General features: G+C 73.4%; 17 protein-coding genes. 7 read left to right on the plus strand and 10 right to left on the minus strand.

Going from position 1 to position 15,912, the window contains the following annotated elements; all coding sequences use genetic code 11:
* Positions 1 to 31: 31 nt before the first annotated feature.
* The 4 genes from OHA65_RS07340 to OHA65_RS07355 all read right to left on the minus strand — a co-directional run bounded on the left by OHA65_RS07340 (position 32) and on the right by OHA65_RS07355 (position 4,169).
* Complete coding sequence (locus OHA65_RS07340; protein ID WP_327282320.1) at positions 32 to 679, minus strand: DedA family protein; 648 nt, start codon at positions 677 to 679, stop codon at positions 32 to 34.
* A 57-nt stretch (positions 680 to 736) separates the two neighbouring features.
* Positions 737 to 3,247 carry a glycoside hydrolase family 3 C-terminal domain-containing protein gene (locus OHA65_RS07345; protein ID WP_327282321.1) on the minus strand — a complete coding sequence of 837 codons (2,511 nt, stop codon included), beginning with the start codon at positions 3,245 to 3,247 and terminating at the stop codon, positions 737 to 739.
* A gap of 116 nt (positions 3,248 to 3,363) precedes the next feature.
* Positions 3,364 to 3,564, minus strand: a complete 201-nt coding sequence (locus tag OHA65_RS07350; RefSeq protein WP_327282322.1) for a DUF2191 domain-containing protein — start codon at positions 3,562 to 3,564, stop codon at positions 3,364 to 3,366.
* A 152-nt stretch (positions 3,565 to 3,716) separates the two neighbouring features.
* Positions 3,717 to 4,169: a DUF4442 domain-containing protein gene (locus OHA65_RS07355; protein ID WP_189973593.1), complete on the minus strand. Its 453-nt coding sequence runs from the start codon at positions 4,167 to 4,169 to the stop codon at positions 3,717 to 3,719.
* A gap of 96 nt (positions 4,170 to 4,265) precedes the next feature.
* Here OHA65_RS07355 and OHA65_RS07360 point away from each other — a divergent pair, with 96 nt between their 5' ends.
* Both OHA65_RS07360 and OHA65_RS07365 read left to right on the plus strand, forming a co-directional pair.
* Positions 4,266 to 5,294, plus strand: a complete 1,029-nt coding sequence (locus OHA65_RS07360; protein ID WP_327282324.1) for a hypothetical protein — start codon at positions 4,266 to 4,268, stop codon at positions 5,292 to 5,294.
* Between the two features lie 111 nt (positions 5,295 to 5,405).
* Entirely contained in the window at positions 5,406 to 6,749 is a 1,344-nt protein-coding gene (locus OHA65_RS07365) for an MFS transporter (RefSeq protein WP_327282325.1), read from the plus strand.
* Here OHA65_RS07365 and OHA65_RS07370 read toward each other — a convergent pair.
* The 5 genes from OHA65_RS07370 to OHA65_RS07390 all read right to left on the minus strand — a co-directional run bounded on the left by OHA65_RS07370 (position 6,736) and on the right by OHA65_RS07390 (position 10,783).
* The gene (locus OHA65_RS07370; protein WP_328765142.1) at positions 6,736 to 7,527 is read right to left on the minus strand and encodes a fused MFS/spermidine synthase; all 792 of its coding nucleotides are present in this window, start codon (positions 7,525 to 7,527) and stop codon (positions 6,736 to 6,738) included. The genes OHA65_RS07365 and OHA65_RS07370 overlap by 14 nt on opposite strands.
* 99 nt (positions 7,528 to 7,626) lie before the next feature.
* The gene (locus tag OHA65_RS07375; RefSeq protein WP_327282326.1) at positions 7,627 to 8,472 is read right to left on the minus strand and encodes a patatin-like phospholipase family protein; all 846 of its coding nucleotides are present in this window, start codon (positions 8,470 to 8,472) and stop codon (positions 7,627 to 7,629) included.
* A gap of 103 nt (positions 8,473 to 8,575) precedes the next feature.
* Positions 8,576 to 9,757: an elongation factor Tu gene (gene tuf / locus OHA65_RS07380; RefSeq protein ID WP_327282327.1), complete on the minus strand. Its 1,182-nt coding sequence runs from the start codon at positions 9,755 to 9,757 to the stop codon at positions 8,576 to 8,578.
* Positions 9,758 to 9,858: 101 nt separating this feature from the next.
* Positions 9,859 to 9,990: a hypothetical protein gene (locus tag OHA65_RS07385; RefSeq protein ID WP_327282328.1), complete on the minus strand. Its 132-nt coding sequence runs from the start codon at positions 9,988 to 9,990 to the stop codon at positions 9,859 to 9,861.
* A gap of 76 nt (positions 9,991 to 10,066) precedes the next feature.
* Positions 10,067 to 10,783, minus strand: a complete 717-nt coding sequence (locus OHA65_RS07390) for a DNA alkylation repair protein (protein WP_327282329.1) — start codon at positions 10,781 to 10,783, stop codon at positions 10,067 to 10,069.
* A gap of 49 nt (positions 10,784 to 10,832) precedes the next feature.
* Between OHA65_RS07390 and OHA65_RS07395 the strand changes: the two genes are divergently transcribed.
* The 5 genes from OHA65_RS07395 to lnt all read left to right on the plus strand — a co-directional run bounded on the left by OHA65_RS07395 (position 10,833) and on the right by lnt (position 15,006).
* The gene (locus tag OHA65_RS07395) at positions 10,833 to 11,558 is read left to right on the plus strand and encodes a VTT domain-containing protein (protein WP_327282330.1); all 726 of its coding nucleotides are present in this window, start codon (positions 10,833 to 10,835) and stop codon (positions 11,556 to 11,558) included.
* A 48-nt stretch (positions 11,559 to 11,606) separates the two neighbouring features.
* Complete coding sequence (locus OHA65_RS07400) at positions 11,607 to 12,479, plus strand: undecaprenyl-diphosphate phosphatase (protein WP_327282331.1); 873 nt, start codon at positions 11,607 to 11,609, stop codon at positions 12,477 to 12,479.
* Positions 12,480 to 12,603: 124 nt separating this feature from the next.
* Positions 12,604 to 12,780, plus strand: coding sequence for a hypothetical protein (locus OHA65_RS07405; RefSeq protein ID WP_099893904.1), 177 nt, complete (start codon positions 12,604 to 12,606; stop codon positions 12,778 to 12,780).
* 69 nt (positions 12,781 to 12,849) lie between these two features.
* Positions 12,850 to 13,320, plus strand: coding sequence for a nuclear transport factor 2 family protein (locus tag OHA65_RS07410; RefSeq protein ID WP_327282332.1), 471 nt, complete (start codon positions 12,850 to 12,852; stop codon positions 13,318 to 13,320).
* A gap of 81 nt (positions 13,321 to 13,401) precedes the next feature.
* The gene (lnt, locus tag OHA65_RS07415; RefSeq protein WP_329312967.1) at positions 13,402 to 15,006 is read left to right on the plus strand and encodes an apolipoprotein N-acyltransferase; all 1,605 of its coding nucleotides are present in this window, start codon (positions 13,402 to 13,404) and stop codon (positions 15,004 to 15,006) included.
* Here lnt and OHA65_RS07420 read toward each other — a convergent pair.
* Complete coding sequence (locus OHA65_RS07420) at positions 14,951 to 15,856, minus strand: Gfo/Idh/MocA family oxidoreductase (RefSeq protein WP_327282334.1); 906 nt, start codon at positions 15,854 to 15,856, stop codon at positions 14,951 to 14,953. The genes lnt and OHA65_RS07420 overlap by 56 nt on opposite strands.
* Positions 15,857 to 15,912: the final 56 nt, after the last annotated feature.

Consider the following 15,912-nt stretch of genomic DNA (forward strand, 5'->3'; position numbering starts at 1 on the left):
GGGGCTGACGTACGGCCCGGGGAGCCGGCCGCTATTCGGCCGCGGCCGACTCCGCCACGGCGGCCGCCCCCGCGGCCGCCGCCTTCTTCATCCGGCTGCGCAGCACCAGCGTCACGGTGAGGCCGATCAGCAGGGCCACCACCAGCGCGACCCAGGAGAAGCCCTTCAGCCACGGTTCAGCGACGATGCCGATCGAGTAGATGACGGCGGTGGTGCCGCCCGCCCAGAGGATTCCGCCGAGGACGTTCGCGATCAGGAACCGCCAGTACGGCATGTGCAGCACACCCGCGAGCGGACCGGCGAAGATCCGCAGCAGGGCCACGAACCGCCCGAAGAAGACGGCCCACATGCCCCACTTCTCGAAGGAGCGCTCGGCCTGCGCCACGTGTTCGGGCCCGAAGTGCTTGGGGAAGCGCCGGCCCAGCTTCTCCAGCAGCGGCTTGCCGCCCCTGCGGCCGATCGCGTAGCCGATCGAGTCGCCGACGATCGCCCCGGTGGAGGCGCAGACGCCCAGGACCACGGGGTCGATCTCGCCGTGCTGCGAGGCCAGCAGCGCCGAGCTGACCAGGACGATCTCCCCCGGCAGCGGGATGCCGAGGCTCTCCAGCCCGATGACCAGACCCACGAGGAGATAGATGCTGACCGCCGGAATCGTCTCCAGCCATTCCTGGATGTGCACCGGTACGTCCTCCCGAATCGCGGCGGCGCGTCCGCTGTGACACACCGAACGGGCAGCCTATCTGCTCTTCAACACGGCCTTTGCCGTCAGGTGGAGTTCGCGGGAGGAACGGCCCGCGAACACTTCGCGACGGCCTGAACCCGGCACCCAGGCGTGCTGTTCTGGATCCCACGAGGACAGTGCGCGGGCATCGATGTCGATCACGACGCGCCGTGCCTCGCCCGGCGCCAGGGTGAGCCGCCGGTAGCCGGCCAGCGCGCGCACCGGCTGTTCGAGTTTCAGGTCCGCGGAGGGGCCCACGTACACCTGGGCCACTTCGGTGCCCTTGCGGCGTCCGGTGTTGCGGACCGTGAACTCCACCCGCAGCCCGCCGCGCTCCGGCCGGACGCTCAGCTTCTCGTACTCCCAGGTCGTGTACGAGAGCCCGTGCCCGAACGGGAACAGCGGGGTCACCTGCTGCGCGTCGTACCAGCGGTGCCCGACGTGGACGCCCTCGCCGTACTCCTGCCGGCCGCCCACCCCCGGGTAGCGCAGCGGGTCCCCGCCGACCGGGGTCGCCTGCTCTTCGGCCGGGAAGGTCTGGGTGAGCCGGCCGCCCGGGTCCACGTCCCCGAAGAGGACGTCGGAGGTGGCGCCCGCGCCCTCTTGGCCCGGGTAGTACATCTGGAGGACCGCCCCGGTACGGGAGAGCCACGGCATGGTCGTACCGGAGGGGGTGTTGAGCACGACCGTGGTGCGGGGGTTCACGGCGGTGACCGCCTCGATCAGCCGCGGCTGCCCGCCCGGCAGCCCCAGAGAGGTCCGGTCTGTGCCCTCGGTGGCGTCGTCGTAGGCGAACAGCACGACGCTGTGTGCCTCCTCGGCGGTCCGCACCGCCTCGGCGAGGTCGGCGGCCCGGGTCGCCGTCGTGGTGTGCAGCAGGCGAAACCGCTGGCCCCGGTCGCCGCCCTCGGCGAATACGGCGAGCCGGTGCGGGCCCGCCGTGAGGGCGAGGGTGCGGCGGCGGACGGTGAGCCCGTCGGACGCCGCAGCGAGGAGTCCGCCGGCGAACTGCTCCGCCACGCCCTGCCCGGCGGGGAAGAGCTCCTCGCCGTCGAGCCGCACGCCGGGCCGCTTCCCGGTGTAGTGGACGAGCAGCGTCCACTCGTCGTCCGCGCCCAGCGTGAACACGCCCTCGTGGCTCCAGCTGCGCCCGGCGTCCACCCGTCGGTCGGCCAGGTCGGCGGCCGGGGTGAGCAGTTTCGCCGGGAGCGGGCGGCCGTACAGGTCCTCGCCGAGGGCGTAGCGCACCGTGCTGCCGTTCCCGGCGCGCCGTCTGATGGCGTCGAGCGGGGCGGCCGCCCGGTCGGGGACCACGTGCGCTCTGCCCCCGCCGCCGACGAAGGGCACCTGCCCGGTGGGGCCGATCACGGCGATCGAGCGGGCCGCGGCGCCCGTCAGCGGCAGGGTGGCGTGCTCGTTGCGCAGCAGTACGGCGCCGGCGGCGGCGACCTTGCGGGCGACCCGGGCCCCTGCGGCGGCGTCGCGGGCGGGTCGGGCCGGCGGGCGCGCGGCCAGCAGCCCGAACCGGTCCATGGTGGCCAGGATCCGGCGTACGGCGAGGTCCACGGTGTCCTCGTGTACGGAGCCGCCGCGCACGGCCTGGAGGAGCGGGGCGCCGAACTGGGTGCCGCCGGGCATCTCCATGTCGAGGCCGGCGCCGATGGCGGCGACGGTGCTGTGGGCCGCGTCCCAGCCGGACACCACCCAGCCGTCGAACCCCCAGCGGCCGCGCAGCACTTCGTCGAGCAGCGGCTTGCTCTCGCAGGCGTAGGTGCCGTTGACCTTGTTGTACGCGCCCATCACGGCGCCCGCTCCGGCGGCGACGGCGGCCTCGAAGCCGCGCAGCTCCGTCTCGTGCAGGGTCTGTTCGCCGGCCACGGCGTCCACGGTGTCGCGGCCCTGCTCCTGGTTGTTGAGTGCGAAGTGCTTGACGGTGGCGATGAGCCCCTCGTCCTGGATGCCGCGGACCACCTCCGCGACGAGGTCCGCCGTCAACCGGGGGTCTTCGGCGAAGGTCTCGAAGTTCCGCCCGGCGTACGGGGTGCGGATCAGGTTGGCCATCGGGGAGAGCACCACGTCCTGGCCGAGCGCCCGCCCCTCGCGGCCGATGACCCTGCCGTACTCGCGGGCCAGCGCCGGGTCGAAGGCGGAGGCCAGCATCACCGGCGCGGGCAGCGCGGTGGCCGGCTTGGCCACCCGTACCCCGGCGGGCCCGTCGGCGAGCCGCAGCGCCGGGATGCCCAGGCGCGGCACGCCGGGTAGGTATCCGGCCTGGCCGAGCGGGGCGGGGTCCCGGCCGCCGTGCAGCAGGGCGCTCTTCTCCTCCAGGGTGAGCCGCTCCAGCAGGGCCTCGATCCGGGCGGCGCTGCCGGGCCGGCCGGGCACCGCGGTCGCGTCCTCGGACGGCCGGGCCGCGCGGGGGGCCGTGCCGGGCGGCACCGCGGCCACGCAGCCGCCCGCTCCCAGCGCGGCGCCCACCGCCCCGAGCAGCCGCATCGCGCAACGTCTGGACACGGCCTCGCTCATGGGCGCTCCCTGCGGCTCCGGTCTGCGCGAGCGGCCCGCGCCGGACCGCTCCCGCGCCCACTGTGCGGCGCCGGCCCGTCGGGCCGGTCCCGGACGCGCCACCGCTGCGCCGAGGTTCAGCCCTGCGGCGGCGGCTCCAGGGCGTCGGCGTCGCGGCGGGATGCGTCCTGCGCCTGCACCCGGGCCTCGGTGCGGTGCCCGCGCGCGATGTAGTCCCGCACGACGGCCTCCACCGCGTCCTGCGGCGAACCGATCCCGGCGAGGACCATCACCTCCACCACGAGCTCGGCGTCGAGACTGATGTCGACCTTGGCCACGGCCACCTCCTGAACGTCGCCCGGGACTCTAGGACCTGCCCCGGCGCTCGTGGGCGCAAAACACTGAACCCGCTCGGGAACGAGGGTTCTTCCTCGTCCCCGAGCGGGTCCTGGACCGGCGGCACCGCCCACGCACGGGCGGCCGTCGGCGACTAGGCGTTCGGACGCAGCGTCCACACGACGGTCATTTCGCCCGTCACGGCTTCGTCCTCGCGCTGGATGGCGATGGTCACGGGGAACTCGGGGCGGCCGCCCGCGTCGAGTTCGGCGACGACCTCGGCGGCCGGGCGGCCGAGGGTGGCGGTGGCCGTCACGACGCCCTTGGCGAGCTTCTTGTAGCCGATCTCGGCCTTGACTGCGAGGGGCACGGCGCGTGAGAGCTGGTCGCCGAAGGCGGCCAGGACGATCGCGCCGCTCGCGGACTCGGCGAGGGTGAACATGGCGCCGGCGTGCGGGCCGCCCACGTGGTTGTGGTAGTCGGGCTGGTCCGGCAGCCGGACGACCGCGCGCTCGGGGGTGGTCTCCAGGAACTGGAGGTTCAGGGTCCGGGCCATCGGCACCGTCGCGGCGAGCAGTTCGCCCACGTTCATCTGATCTGCGCTCATGACGCGCAATGTTACCCGTGAGTAGACATCCTTGGCCAGACCTCTCCCGGGGGCGGCCGTGGCTCCCCGCACCCGCGCCCACTATCGTTACCGGCCATGTGGCCAGGACAGCAGCAGCCGCCCGGGGGAGAACAGAACCCTCAGGACGCGCATCAGAACCCGTACCAGCAGCAGCCAGGACAGGGACAGCAGCCGAACCCGTACCAGCAGCAGCCCGGCTACGGGTACCCGCAGGCGGGCTACCAGACACCTCCGCCGGTGCAGCCGTGGGGCCAGCAGCCCCAGCAGGGCGCGCCGCTGCCGCCGAGCGGCGGCGGGAGCCCGTACGCCACCAAGACCGTGGCCATCGTCGCGGCGGCCGCGGTCGTCGTGGTGGCCGCCGCCACGGGCGCGTTCGTCCTGACCCGGGACGACAAGAAGAGCGACGAGGCCGACAACAAGCCCGCCGCCGCCTCGTCGGCGCCCTCCTCCGAGGCGCCGGCCTCGCCCGGCGCCAACCCGCGGACCGGCGGCGACGTCAAGCCGGTGATCCCCGGTTGGAAGGTCGTCCTCAACCCCAAGTACGGCACCGCCTTCGACGTCCCGCCGGAGTGGAACGTCGCGAGCGCCGGAGTCATCGCGGGCTTCTCGGACGACAGCAAGAACGACGGCCTGCCGATGATCAGCTTCTCCGCGCCGGCCTTCCTCAAGGAGGACTGGTGCAAGGTCGACTCCAACAAGGACGGCCGCGAGGAGACCACCGAGCTCGCCGGCACCGGCACCAAGGGCGGCCAGGGAGCCAAGGACACCGCCGAGGCCGTGAAGAACGAGGCGGGCAATTGGGCGTTCGCCGCGTACGCGCAGAAGGCGCCCAAGGGCACCGTGAAGATCTCCGAGCCGAAGGAGTACACCACCTCCTCCGGCCTCAAGGGGCACATGGCGACCGCGACGGCGATCGGCGTGCCCAAGGAGAACAAGTGCTCCTCCGACGGCAAGTCCATCGCGTTCAGCTTCAAGACCGCCAACGGTGACTTCTCCAGCTGGGTCCTCTACAGCGTCGCGGGTGTCCCCGGCGAGGTCCCCCAGGAGACGATGGACAAGATCCTCAGCTCCGTGCGACTGAACGGCACCGCCAGCAACAGCTGACCCACCGGTCACCGGCCACAGGTCCGTACCCGTTCGTACGATTCGTCCGACCCCGCGCCCCGGGCCGTTATCCGTTTGGATTCTCGGCCCGGGGCGGGGATAGTCCCGGGGGTGAACCCTCCCCCCGCCGCCGCGTGCCGTACGACCGCCCGCCGCCGGCCCGCCTGGGCCGGCCGCAACTACACCCTGCTGACGGGTGCCGCGGTCGTGACGAACCTCGGCAGCCACGGAGCGCTCATCGCATCGGCGTTCGCCGTCCTGGAGGCGGGCGGGTCCGGCGCAGACGTCGGCCTCGTGGCGGCCGCCCGCACGCTCCCCCTCGTCCTCTTCCTCCTCATCGGCGGCGCGCTCGCCGACCGACTGCCGCGCCACCGCGTGATGGTCGCGGCCAACGCCCTCAACTGCCTCTCGCAGGCCGCCTTCGCCGTGCTCGTCCTGACCGGGCACCCCCAGCTGTGGCAGATGATGCTGCTCACCGCGCTCTGCGGTACCGGCACCGCCTTCTTCAACCCGGCCGCCGAGGGCATGCTGCTCTCCAGCGTCTCCGGCGAGCACGCCAACCGCGCCTTCGCCCTCTTCCGGATGGCCATGAACGGCGCCGGCATCGGCGGGGCGGCCCTCGGCGGAGCCATGATCGCCGCGATCGGCCCCGGCTGGGTCCTGGCCGTGGACGCCGCCGCGTTCGCGATCGCCGGGGCCCTGCGCGCCTTCCTGGACGTCGGCCACATCGCCGACCGGGCTCCCGGTGGCGGCCTGCTCGCCGACCTGCGCGAGGGCTGGGTGGAGTTCCGGACCCGGCCCTGGCTGTGGAGCATCGTGCTCCAGTTCTCCGTGGTCGTCGCCGTCGTCGGCGCGGCCGAGGCGGTCTACGGTCCGCTCGTCGCCCGCGACCAGCTGGGCGGGCCCGCCCCCTGGGGCCTGGCACTGGGCTTCTTCGGCATCGGCACCATCGCCGGGGCCGTCCTGATGATGGTGTGGAAACCGCGCCGGCTGCTGCTGGTCGGCACCCTGTGCGTGTTCCCGCTGGCGCTGCCGTCGGCGGGTTTGGCGGTCCCGCTGCCGGTGTGGGGCCTGTGCGCGGTGATGTTCGTCAGCGGAACGGCCATCGAGGTGTTCGGCGTGAATTGGATGACGACCATGCACCAGGAGATCCCGGAGGACAAGTTCTCCCGGGTCTCCGCCTACGACTGGTTCGGCTCGGTGTCCATGCTCCCGCTGGCGACCGCCATGGCCGGCCCGGTCGAGTCGGCCTTCGGCCGTACCTCCGCCCTGTGGGGCTGCGCCGCGCTGGTCGTGCTGGGCACCGCCGCGGTCCTCTTCGTCCCCGACGTGCGCCGCCTGACGCGCAAGCCCGCTCTCCCGAAGGCCGCTTCGGTCCCGGCGACCGACGCCGCTCCCGACGCAGCGGCCGACGCCGCCGACCCTGCCGTCTCCGCCGGGGTCAGCCGAGGCTGAACGCGCCCTCCGGCGGCTCCGGCGAAGCGACGGCGTCCGCGTCCGCCACCGGGACCGCGCCCTTCATGAACCTGGCCAGGGCCGCCCCCTCCTCGACCCGCGCAGGGAACGCGTCCGCCGCGCACCTCCGGGACAGCGCGGCCACCGGCAGCTCGGCATCCGAGGCGAGCAGCACGGCGTTCCCGAACCGCCGCCCGCGCAGCACGCCGGGCTCCGCGACGAGTGCGAGCCGACCGAACACCGCACCGAAATTGGCGAGCTGGGCGCGCAGGAAGCCGAACGGCGCCCCGTCGGCCAGGTTCGCCGCGTACACCCCGCCGGGCCGCAGCACCCGCGCCGCCTCCCGCGCGTAGTCCACCGAGGTCAGCTGCGCCGGCACCCGCGAGCCGCCGAACACGTCGGCGACCAGGACGTCCGCGCTGTCCGTGGGGGCCGCCTCCAGCCAGGCCCGCGCTTCGGCGGCGTGCACCGTGACGCCGGACCCGGCCGGCAGCGGCAGGTGTTCCGCCACCAGCTCCACCAGTGCGGCGTCGAACTCCACCACCTCCTGCCGGGAGCCCGGCCGGGCCGCCGCCGCGTAGCGGGGCAGCGTCAGCGCGCCGCCGCCGAGGTGCAGCAGGTCCAGCGCGGCTCCGGGCTGCGCCACGCAGTCCAGGACGTGCGCGAGGCGGCGTACGTACTCGAACTCCAGGTACCCGGGATCGTCGAGGTCCACGTACGACTGCGGCGCACCGTCGACGGTCAGCAGCCACGCCCGCTCTCGGTCCACGTCCGGCATCAGCTTGGCGGTGCCCTGGCCCACGACCCGGACGACCGGGATCTGTTCGTCGCTCACGGCACCATTGTCCGGCAGCCCGCCGCCCGGGCCGCCGCGGCCCTAGGCCGACCAGACCGCGGCCGCCTCCGCCGCGTGCTCCGCGGCCTGTACGAGCCCGGCGCGCGCCGCCGGGTCCCGCCGCGCCGGGTCCAGGACGTTGCGCCCGAACGTCTTGCGGGCCTGCGCGGACGGGGTGATCAGCAGCACCCGCGCCCCGGCCTCCCGCAGCCGCGCCGCCTGGGCGGACGGCGAGGGGACGAGCCCGGAGCCGAGCGCCATCGGCGCGAGGATCACCACCCGCTCACAGCCGGAGGCCAGGTCGGCATTGGTGGCGGACCGGATCCCGCCGTCGATGAACCGGCGCCCGCCCACGGTGACCGGCGGCCACACCCCGGGCACCGCGCAGCTCGCCGATACGGCGTCCACCAGCCCGGCCCCGCTCTCCCGGTCGAAGGCGGCGAGCTCGCCGGTGAGCACGTCGACGGCGGTGACGACCAGCCTCCGCTCTGGCCAGGCGTGCGAAACGAGCCGGGCCTCCAGCACCTTGCGCCGCTCCGCCTCCTCCCCGGTGTCGGCGGCGAGCGCGAGGGCGCCGACCCGCCTGCGGTAGCTCTTCGGATCCCGCGAGCGCACCATGGCGACGGCGTACCGGGCGAGCAGCCCCGAGCCGAGCCGGGCGACGGCCTCTCCGGCGGGGTCGCCCAGCTGGCGCTCGTACAGCTCCTGCGTGGTGAGCAGCCCGGAGGTGAGCTGGGCGCCCACCACCGAGCCTGCCGAGGTGCCGACGACGAGGTCCGCGGCGGTCAGGTCCACGCCCGCCTGCGCGAGCCCGTACAAGATCCCGGCCTCCCAGCCGATGCCGGTGAGTCCTCCGCCGCCGAGCACCAGTGCCGTGCCGCCGCCCATCCCGGTCCCCCTCTTCGCGCGCCCGTGGTGACGGCAGTCTGGCGCAACCGGACTGCCGCCGCCACGGCGGGGCCGGTACACCGGCGGCGGTGCGGCCGGCGGTTCAGCCGAGCACGGCCGTGACGGTCCCCGCGCCGACGGTCCGCCCGCCCTCGCGGATCGCGAAGCCGAGCCCCGACTCCAGCGGGACGTCCCGTCCGAGCTCGACGGTCATCGTGACCGTCTGGCCCGGCCGGGCCACCCCGGCCACGCCCAGGTCCACGTCCCCCACCACGTCGGCGGTGCGGATGTAGAACTGCGGCCGGTAGCCGGTCGCCACCGGGGTCGTACGGCCTCCCTCCCGCGCGGAGAGCACGTACACCTGAGCGGAGAAGCGGCGCCTCGGCTCGACGCTCCCCGGGGCGGCGACGACCTGCCCGCGTCGTACGCCGTCGCGCGGGACGCCGCGCAGCAGCAGCGCGACGTTGTCCCCGGCCTCGGCGGACTCCATCGGCTTCCCGAAGGTCTCCAGGCCGGTCACCACGGTCTCGACGGGCTCGCCGTCGCCGCCGAGGACGCTGACCCGGTCGCCCGTGCGGACGCTGCCGCGCTCGACGGCGCCGGTCACGACCGTTCCGCGCCCGGTGATCGTCAGCACGTTCTCCACCGGCAGCAGGAACGGCGCGTCCGTGTACCGCACCGGCATCGGCACGTACGTGTCCACGGCGTCGAGCAGCGCCTCGATCGCCGCGGTCCAGCGCGGGTCGCCCTCCAGCGCCCCGAGCCCGGAGACCCGTACGACCGGCGCGCCGTCCCCGCCGTATCCGTGGGCGGTGAGCAGCTCGCGGACCTCAAGCTCGACGAGGTCGGTGAGCTCGGGGTCCCCGGCGTCGGCCTTGTTGAGCGCGACGACGATGTGGTTCACCCCGACTTGGCGGGCGAGGAGCACGTGCTCGGCGGTCTGCGGCATGACCCCGTCGAGGGCGGAGACCACGAGGATCGCCCCGTCGAGCTGGGCGGCGCCGGTGACCATGTTCTTGACGTAGTCGGCGTGCCCGGGCATGTCCACGTGGGCGTAGTGCCGGGTGTCGGTCTCGTACTCGACGTGCGTGAGGTTGATGGTGATGCCGCGCCGGGCCTCCTCCGGGGCCCGGTCGATGCGGTCGAAGGGCACGAAGGAGGCGCCGCCGCGCTCGGCGAGCACCTTGGTGATGGCGGCGGTGAGGGTGGTCTTGCCGTGGTCGACGTGACCCATGGTGCCGATGTTGAGGTGCGGCTTGGTGCGCACGAAGGCCGTCTTGGCCATGATGTCTTTTCCCGTTGGTTCGATGATCCGAAACTGCTCCGGGACCCCTGAGGCCGAGCCGACCCTCCCCCTGCGGGGTCCGCCGGACTGTCCGGGAAGGGTCAGCTTCGTGCGCCGTCGAATGCGGCGAAGGCAGATGCCTCGAACGCCGCGAGTGCCTCGAAGAGGAAAACGGCAGCCTTCGGCGCGTCCGCGACTGCGGACGGCGCTGCGGGGAAGGCGTACCGGGACATGCCGCTGATCCTGCCGGACGGGTCACGGCGGGTCGAATGAATTTCCTTGCGGCTGGGCCTGATCCGGACGACGGGCCTAGATGTTCTTGAGCGCTTCGCGTACGGACAGGGGTGACAGGGCGTTGCGTTCGGCGGCGACGAAGGCGCGGACCGCTTCCGGGTCGGTCTTCGCGTACTCGCGCAGCGCCCAGCCGATGGCCTTGCGGACGAAGAAGTCGGGGTGGCCGCTGCGGCGGCGGCAGTAGGCGAAGAGGCGCTCGGGGTCGGTGGCGGACTTGTAGCGCAGCTGGTGGAGCAGGGCGGTGCGGGCGAGCCAGAGGTCCTCGTCCCCGATCCAGTCGTCCATCACGGCGGTGAGGGCCGGGTCGGCGGCCACGAGCGGGCCGGCCGCGTGGGCCGCGAGGTGGTCGACGGTGTCCCACCACGGGACGGTGACGATCAGCCGGCGGACCACCGGCAGGAAGCCGGAGGAGCAGACCCGGACGTGGCGGCGCAGGTAGTCCACCGCGAAGTAGTGGTACTCGCGCTCCGGAAGCTCCCAGCACCGCAGTACGAGCGCCGCGAGGTCGGCCTCCGCCGGCTGCGGGGTGCGCGCGGTCACGGTTTTCGACAGTGCGCGGCGCAGCGGGGTGCGGATGCCGAGGAAGGGCGCGACGTCCTTCATGTACGCGGCCATGGCGCGGGCCTGCACCGGGTCGGCGGCCGCCGCGTACGTCGTGGTGAGGCGGTCCATCAGGGTGTCGGCGAGGGCGCTGGGCGCGGCCTCCGGGGGACGCTGGTCGTTCGGCCGCATGAGGCCCAGATTACGGCGCGGCGCCGCACGGGTCGGCTAGTCTCCCCGGATGTCCCTCCTCCTCGCGCCGTGGACCCGGCTGTCGCTGCTCGTCGTGCTGCTGCTGGCGGCCGGCGTGTGCGTCGTGCTGTACGAGCCCCAGCGCATCCTGTCGGAGGGCTGGCCGGCGGGGCTCCCGGTGGGCGCTGCGGTGCTGCTGTTCGCGGCCGCGTACGGGGTGGCCACGGCGGCCCTGGTGCCGCGCCCGCTGCTCAACCTGGCGGCGGGGGCCGTTTTCGGTGTCCCGTTCGGCTTGCTCGCGGCGGTCGCCGGCTCGGTCATCGGTGCCGGGATCTCCTTCGGGCTGGGCCGGATGATGGGCCGGGACGCCGTGCGGCCGCTGCTGCGCGGCCGCTGGCTCCAGGCGGCCGACGACCAGCTGGCCCGGCACGGCTTCCGTTCGATGCTGGCGGTCCGGATCTTCCCGGGCCTGCCCTTCGCGGTCGCCAACTACTGTGCGGCAGTGTCCCGGTGCGGCTGGCTCCCGTTCCTCTTCGCGACTGCCATCGGCGTCGTCCCGAACACCGCCGCGTACGTGGTCGCGGGTGCGAGCGCCTCCTCCCCCGACTCTCCCGCCTTCCTCGCGTCCTTCGGCTTCATCGCCGTCTCCGCGGTCGCGGCCGCGGTCGTCGGGTGGCGCAAGCGGCACCGGCTGGCGCCCGTACCGGCGTGCGAAACGCACGATCCGATGCCCGTGCACCCCCCTGTGGTCAGTGCCGCTCCCCACGGGCCCTAGCATCGGACCCGAACTGCCCGACGATCACAAGGACGAGCGCACCCCGACATGAGCTGGTTCGAATCCCTAATCCTCGGTCTCGTCCAGGGGCTTACGGAGTTCCTCCCGATCTCCTCCAGTGCCCACCTCCGGCTGACCGCGGCATTCGCCGGCTGGCAGGATCCGGGCGCGGCCTTCACCGCGATCACGCAGATCGGCACCGAGGCCGCCGTGCTGATCTACTTCCGCAAGGACATCGCGCGGATCATCTCCACCTGGTTCCGCTCGCTGTTCAACAAGGAACTGCGCTCGGACCAGGACGCCAAGATGGGTTGGCTGGTGATCGTCGGATCGATCCCGATCGGTGTGCTGGGCATCACGCTCAAGGACCAGATCGAGGGCCCGTTCCGTGATCTGCGGCTGACCGCCACCACCCTCGTCGTGATGGGCGTCGTGCTCGGCATCGCCGACCGGCTGGCGGCGCGGGACGAGGAGGGCGGCCGACACCGCGCGATCCGCGAGCGCAAGACGCTCAAGGAACTGGGCGTCAAGGACGGTCTGATCTTCGGCCTCTGCCAGGCGATGGCCCTGGTCCCGGGCGTCTCCCGGTCCGGCGCGACGATCTCCGGCGGTCTGCTGATGGGCTTCACCCGCGAGGCCGCGGCCCGCTACTCCTTCCTCCTCGCCATTCCTGCCGTACTGGCCTCGGGCGGCATGGAGCTGAAGGACCTCGGCGAGGGCCAGGTCTCCTGGGGTCCGACGATCTTCGCGACGGTCATCGCCTTCGTGGTCGGCTACGCCGTGATCGCCTGGTTCATGAAGTTCATCTCCACCAAGAGCTTCATGCCCTTCGTGGTGTACCGCATCCTGCTCGGCATCGCGCTGTTCGTACTGATCGCGATGGGCGTGCTCAGCCCGCACGCCGCCGAGTCGGCGGGCTAGTACGGCTGCCGCTCACCGCTTCGCGTGAACCGGAGGCCGCTCGGGAACGTTCCCGGGCGGCCTTCGCGTCGTTGTGCCTGGAGAGACCTGAAGAGACCGGAAGGCAAGCAGCAGGGGGTGTCCCATGGGTCGAGTGGTGCTGGAGCGGTTTCCGGCCGGAAGTCCGAGGGGAAGTTGGCCCGCCGAGGAGTACGCGGCGGAGCGGATGCGCGAGGGCGTGCCGGCCGAGGTGGTGATGGACCTGGCCACCGATGCGTTCCTCGTCGTGGTCCGGCAGCGGGAGGCACATTCCGGTCACTGATCCACCGCGCGGGGATCCGGAGTGCGCACGCCCCTTGGCGTCGCCGCCCCGCACCCCCACACTGACCCGATGACGCAGCGTGTGGACCTCGCCACGGTCATGGACCGGATGGCGATCGACGAGGTGGTCACGGGGTACGCGGTGGCCGTGGACGACGGCGACTGGGCGGCGTACCGCGCGCTGTTCGCTCCTGCCGGACGGGCCGACTACAGCTCGGCGGGCGGGATCGAGGGCCCGGCCGCCGAGGTTGCGGACTGGCTCGCGCAGACCATGCAACTGTTCCCGGTGCGACAGCACCTCATCGTCAACCGGCTGATCCGGCTGGAGGACCGGGGCGGCTCGCCCGGCGACCAGGCCGAGGTGCGGGCGGACTTCCTCAATCCGATGCGGCTGGCCGGCGAGGAGTTCGACGGGACCGTGACCGCACCGAACTTCGTGGCCGCCGGCCGCTACACCTTCGAGCTCGCCCGCACCGCCCGCGACGGCTGGCGGCTCACCCGCGTCACCGTCCACGAGAAATGGCGGCACGCGTCCGTCTAGCCCTTCGTCCAGACCCTCTCCGGGGGGCCTTGCACGGGCCGTGCTGACGGCCCTGTCCCACACTGGAAGCGGAGGCGCGCCATGGTCACTGGACGGACCCGGTACGGGCGTGCGGTGGCCGCGGCCGCCGCCGGGGCGCTGCCGTGCCTCGCCTTCCCGGCCCCCGCGCTCTGGTGGTTCGCCTACGTGGCCCTCGTGCCCTGGATGCTGCTGCTGAGGTCGGCGCCGACGGGGCGGCGGGCGGCCCTGGAGGGCTGGCTGGGCGGCGCCGGGTTCATCTTCGCCGTCCACCACTGGCTGCTGCCCAGCCTGCACGTGTTCCTGCTGCCCCTGGCGGCCCTACTGGGGCTGCTCTGGATCCCCTGGGCCCTGCTGGTGCGGGAGTTCCTCAGCGGGGCACCGGAGCCCGGTCGGGCTGCGGCCGCGATGGTCCTCGTACCGGCGGGCTGGCTCCTGTCGGAGCTGGCCCGGTCCTGGCAGGGGCTGGGCGGGCCGTGGGGGTTGCTGGGGGCGAGCCAGTGGCAGGTGCCGCCCGCCCTGCGGCTCGCCTCGGTGGGCGGGGTGTGGCTGGTGAGCCTGCTGGTGGTGGCGGTGAACTGCGGACTGGTGCTGCTGATCGCGGTTCCCGGGGCCCGGGTTCCGGCGGTCGCCGGGGTGACGGGATGCGTGGTGCTGACGGGGGCGGTATGGCTGTGGGTACCGCGGCCCGAAGTGTCGGGCGCACTCCGCGTTGCCGTCGTACAGCCGGGACCGGTGGCGGACGGCCCGAACAGCACGGACCTGCGGTTCGCCGCCGGGGAGCGGCTGACCCGGACGCTGGCCGGGCAGCGGGTGGACCTGGTGGTCTGGGGCGAGAGCAGCGTCGGGGCGGACCTGGCGGCGCGCCCGGACCTGTCCGGGCGGTTGGCCGCGCTGTCCGCCGAGGTCGGGGCTCCGCTGCTGGTCAACGTCGACGCCCGGCGGCCTGCGGCTCCGGCCGTGGCGCCCGCCGTCCTGCCGGTCGTGGTGTCCGGGGCGCTGCCCGAGGACGGCATCTACAAGAGCTCCGTGCTCGTCGGGCCCCGCGGGCCGACCGGCGACCGGTACGACAAAATGCGCCTGGTCCCCTTCGGCGAGTACGTACCGGCCCGGTCGCTGCTCGGCTGGGCCACCTCGGTCGGCAAGGCCGCCGGCGAGGACCGCAGGCGCGGCACGAGCCCGGTCCTGATGAACCTGCCGGGGCGGCCCGGGGTGCGGATCGGCCCGCTGGTCTGCTTCGAGTCGGCTTTCCCCGACATGAGCCGCCGCCTGACCCGCGACGGGGCCGCCCTGCTGATCGCCCAGTCGGCCACCTCCAGCTTCCAGCACAGCTGGGCCCCGGCGCAGCACGCCTCGCTCGCCGCCCTGCGCGCCGCGGAGGACGGCCGCCCCGTGGTGCACGCCACCCTCACCGGGATCAGCGAGGTGCACGGCCCGTCCGGCGAGCGGATCGGCCCGGCGCTGCCCACCTCGGCGCGCGCGGCGCACGTGTACGAGGTCCCGCTCGCCCGCGGCACCACGTACTACGCCCGCTTCGGCGACTGGCCCGTGGGGGCCTGCCTCGCGCTGCTGGCGGCGTACTGCACGATCGAGGGCTCCCGGTCGCTCGGCCTCAGGAAGCCTGCTCCAGAGCCGACGCCACCACCCGCTCGCACAGCTCGTGGGTGAGCAGCGCATCGCGGGCGCTGAGCGTCCTGCCCACCGCGACGGACTCCAGGAAGGCGTCCACGACCTGCTCGATGCCGCGCTGGCGGGCGACCGAGACCCAGTCGCCACGGCGCCGCACGGTGGGCTGGCCCCGGTGGTCGATGATCTCGGCGAGGTTGACGACCTGCCGCTTGGTGTCCTGGCCGGAGACCTCCAGGATCTCCTCGGTGGATCCGGACAGCCGGTTCATGATGCCGAGCGCGGTGAAGCCGGCGCCCGACATCTGCAGGACGACCTGGTACATCAGCCCGTCGCGCAGCTGCGCCCGGACGTCGATGTGGTCGGCTTCGCCGGGGAGCAGGAAGCGCAGGGTGTCGACGACGTGGATGAAGTCGTCAAGGACGAGGGTCCGCGGGTCTTCCGGCAGCCCGACCCGGTTCTTCTGCATGACGATCAGGTCGCGCGGGTGCTCGGCGCACTGCGTGTAGCCGGGTGCGTGGCGGCGGTTGAAGCCGACGGCGAGCGATACCCCGCGCTCCTCGGCCAGTTCCACCAGCCGTCGCGAATCTTCGAGCGCGTAGGCGAGCGGCTTGTCCACGTACGTCGGAACGCCCGCTTCGAGCAGCCGGGTCACGATCTCGGGGTGAACGGCGGTGGGGGCGTGGACGAATGCCGCGTCGAGGCCCTCGGCCAGCAGTCCGTCGAGGCCGGTGTGGCGGCGTGCCGCCGGGATGTGGTGGACCTCCCCGATCCGCTCCAGCGTGGCCGGGGTACGGGTCTGCAGGTGCAGTTCCACGCCCGGACGGGCGGTGAGGACGGGCAGGTACGCCTTCTGGGCGATGTCGCCGAGTCCGATGAGGCCGACCTTCACCGGGAACCTCCAGGTTGATCCTTGCGGGACCTCCGCAGCTTAATCCCTGGTGGCGG

It is taken from the genome of Streptomyces sp. NBC_00045 (assembly GCF_045041095.1).
GTDB lineage: Bacteria > Actinomycetota > Actinomycetes > Streptomycetales > Streptomycetaceae > Streptomyces.

What these genes read in the sequence shown, in the direction of transcription:
- OHA65_RS07345 (WP_327282321.1), bottom strand. Translation starts at nt 3,247, where the DNA reads ATGAGCGAGGCCGTGTCCAGACGTTGCGCGATGCGGCTGCTCGGGGCG.
- OHA65_RS07355 (WP_189973593.1), bottom strand. Translation starts at nt 4,169, where the DNA reads ATGAGCGCAGATCAGATGAACGTGGGCGAACTGCTCGCCGCGACGGTG.
- OHA65_RS07360 (WP_327282324.1), top strand. Translation starts at nt 4,266, where the DNA reads ATGTGGCCAGGACAGCAGCAGCCGCCCGGGGGAGAACAGAACCCTCAG.
- OHA65_RS07370 (WP_328765142.1), bottom strand. Translation starts at nt 7,527, where the DNA reads ATGCCGGACGTGGACCGAGAGCGGGCGTGGCTGCTGACCGTCGACGGT.
- OHA65_RS07375 (WP_327282326.1), bottom strand. Translation starts at nt 8,472, where the DNA reads ATGGGCGGCGGCACGGCACTGGTGCTCGGCGGCGGAGGACTCACCGGC.
- tuf (WP_327282327.1), bottom strand. Translation starts at nt 9,757, where the DNA reads ATGGCCAAGACGGCCTTCGTGCGCACCAAGCCGCACCTCAACATCGGC.
- OHA65_RS07385 (WP_327282328.1), bottom strand. Translation starts at nt 9,990, where the DNA reads ATGTCCCGGTACGCCTTCCCCGCAGCGCCGTCCGCAGTCGCGGACGCG.
- OHA65_RS07390 (WP_327282329.1), bottom strand. Translation starts at nt 10,783, where the DNA reads ATGCGGCCGAACGACCAGCGTCCCCCGGAGGCCGCGCCCAGCGCCCTC.
- OHA65_RS07395 (WP_327282330.1), top strand. Translation starts at nt 10,833, where the DNA reads ATGTCCCTCCTCCTCGCGCCGTGGACCCGGCTGTCGCTGCTCGTCGTG.
- OHA65_RS07400 (WP_327282331.1), top strand. Translation starts at nt 11,607, where the DNA reads ATGAGCTGGTTCGAATCCCTAATCCTCGGTCTCGTCCAGGGGCTTACG.
- OHA65_RS07405 (WP_099893904.1), top strand. Translation starts at nt 12,604, where the DNA reads ATGGGTCGAGTGGTGCTGGAGCGGTTTCCGGCCGGAAGTCCGAGGGGA.
- OHA65_RS07410 (WP_327282332.1), top strand. Translation starts at nt 12,850, where the DNA reads ATGACGCAGCGTGTGGACCTCGCCACGGTCATGGACCGGATGGCGATC.
- lnt (WP_329312967.1), top strand. Translation starts at nt 13,402, where the DNA reads ATGGTCACTGGACGGACCCGGTACGGGCGTGCGGTGGCCGCGGCCGCC.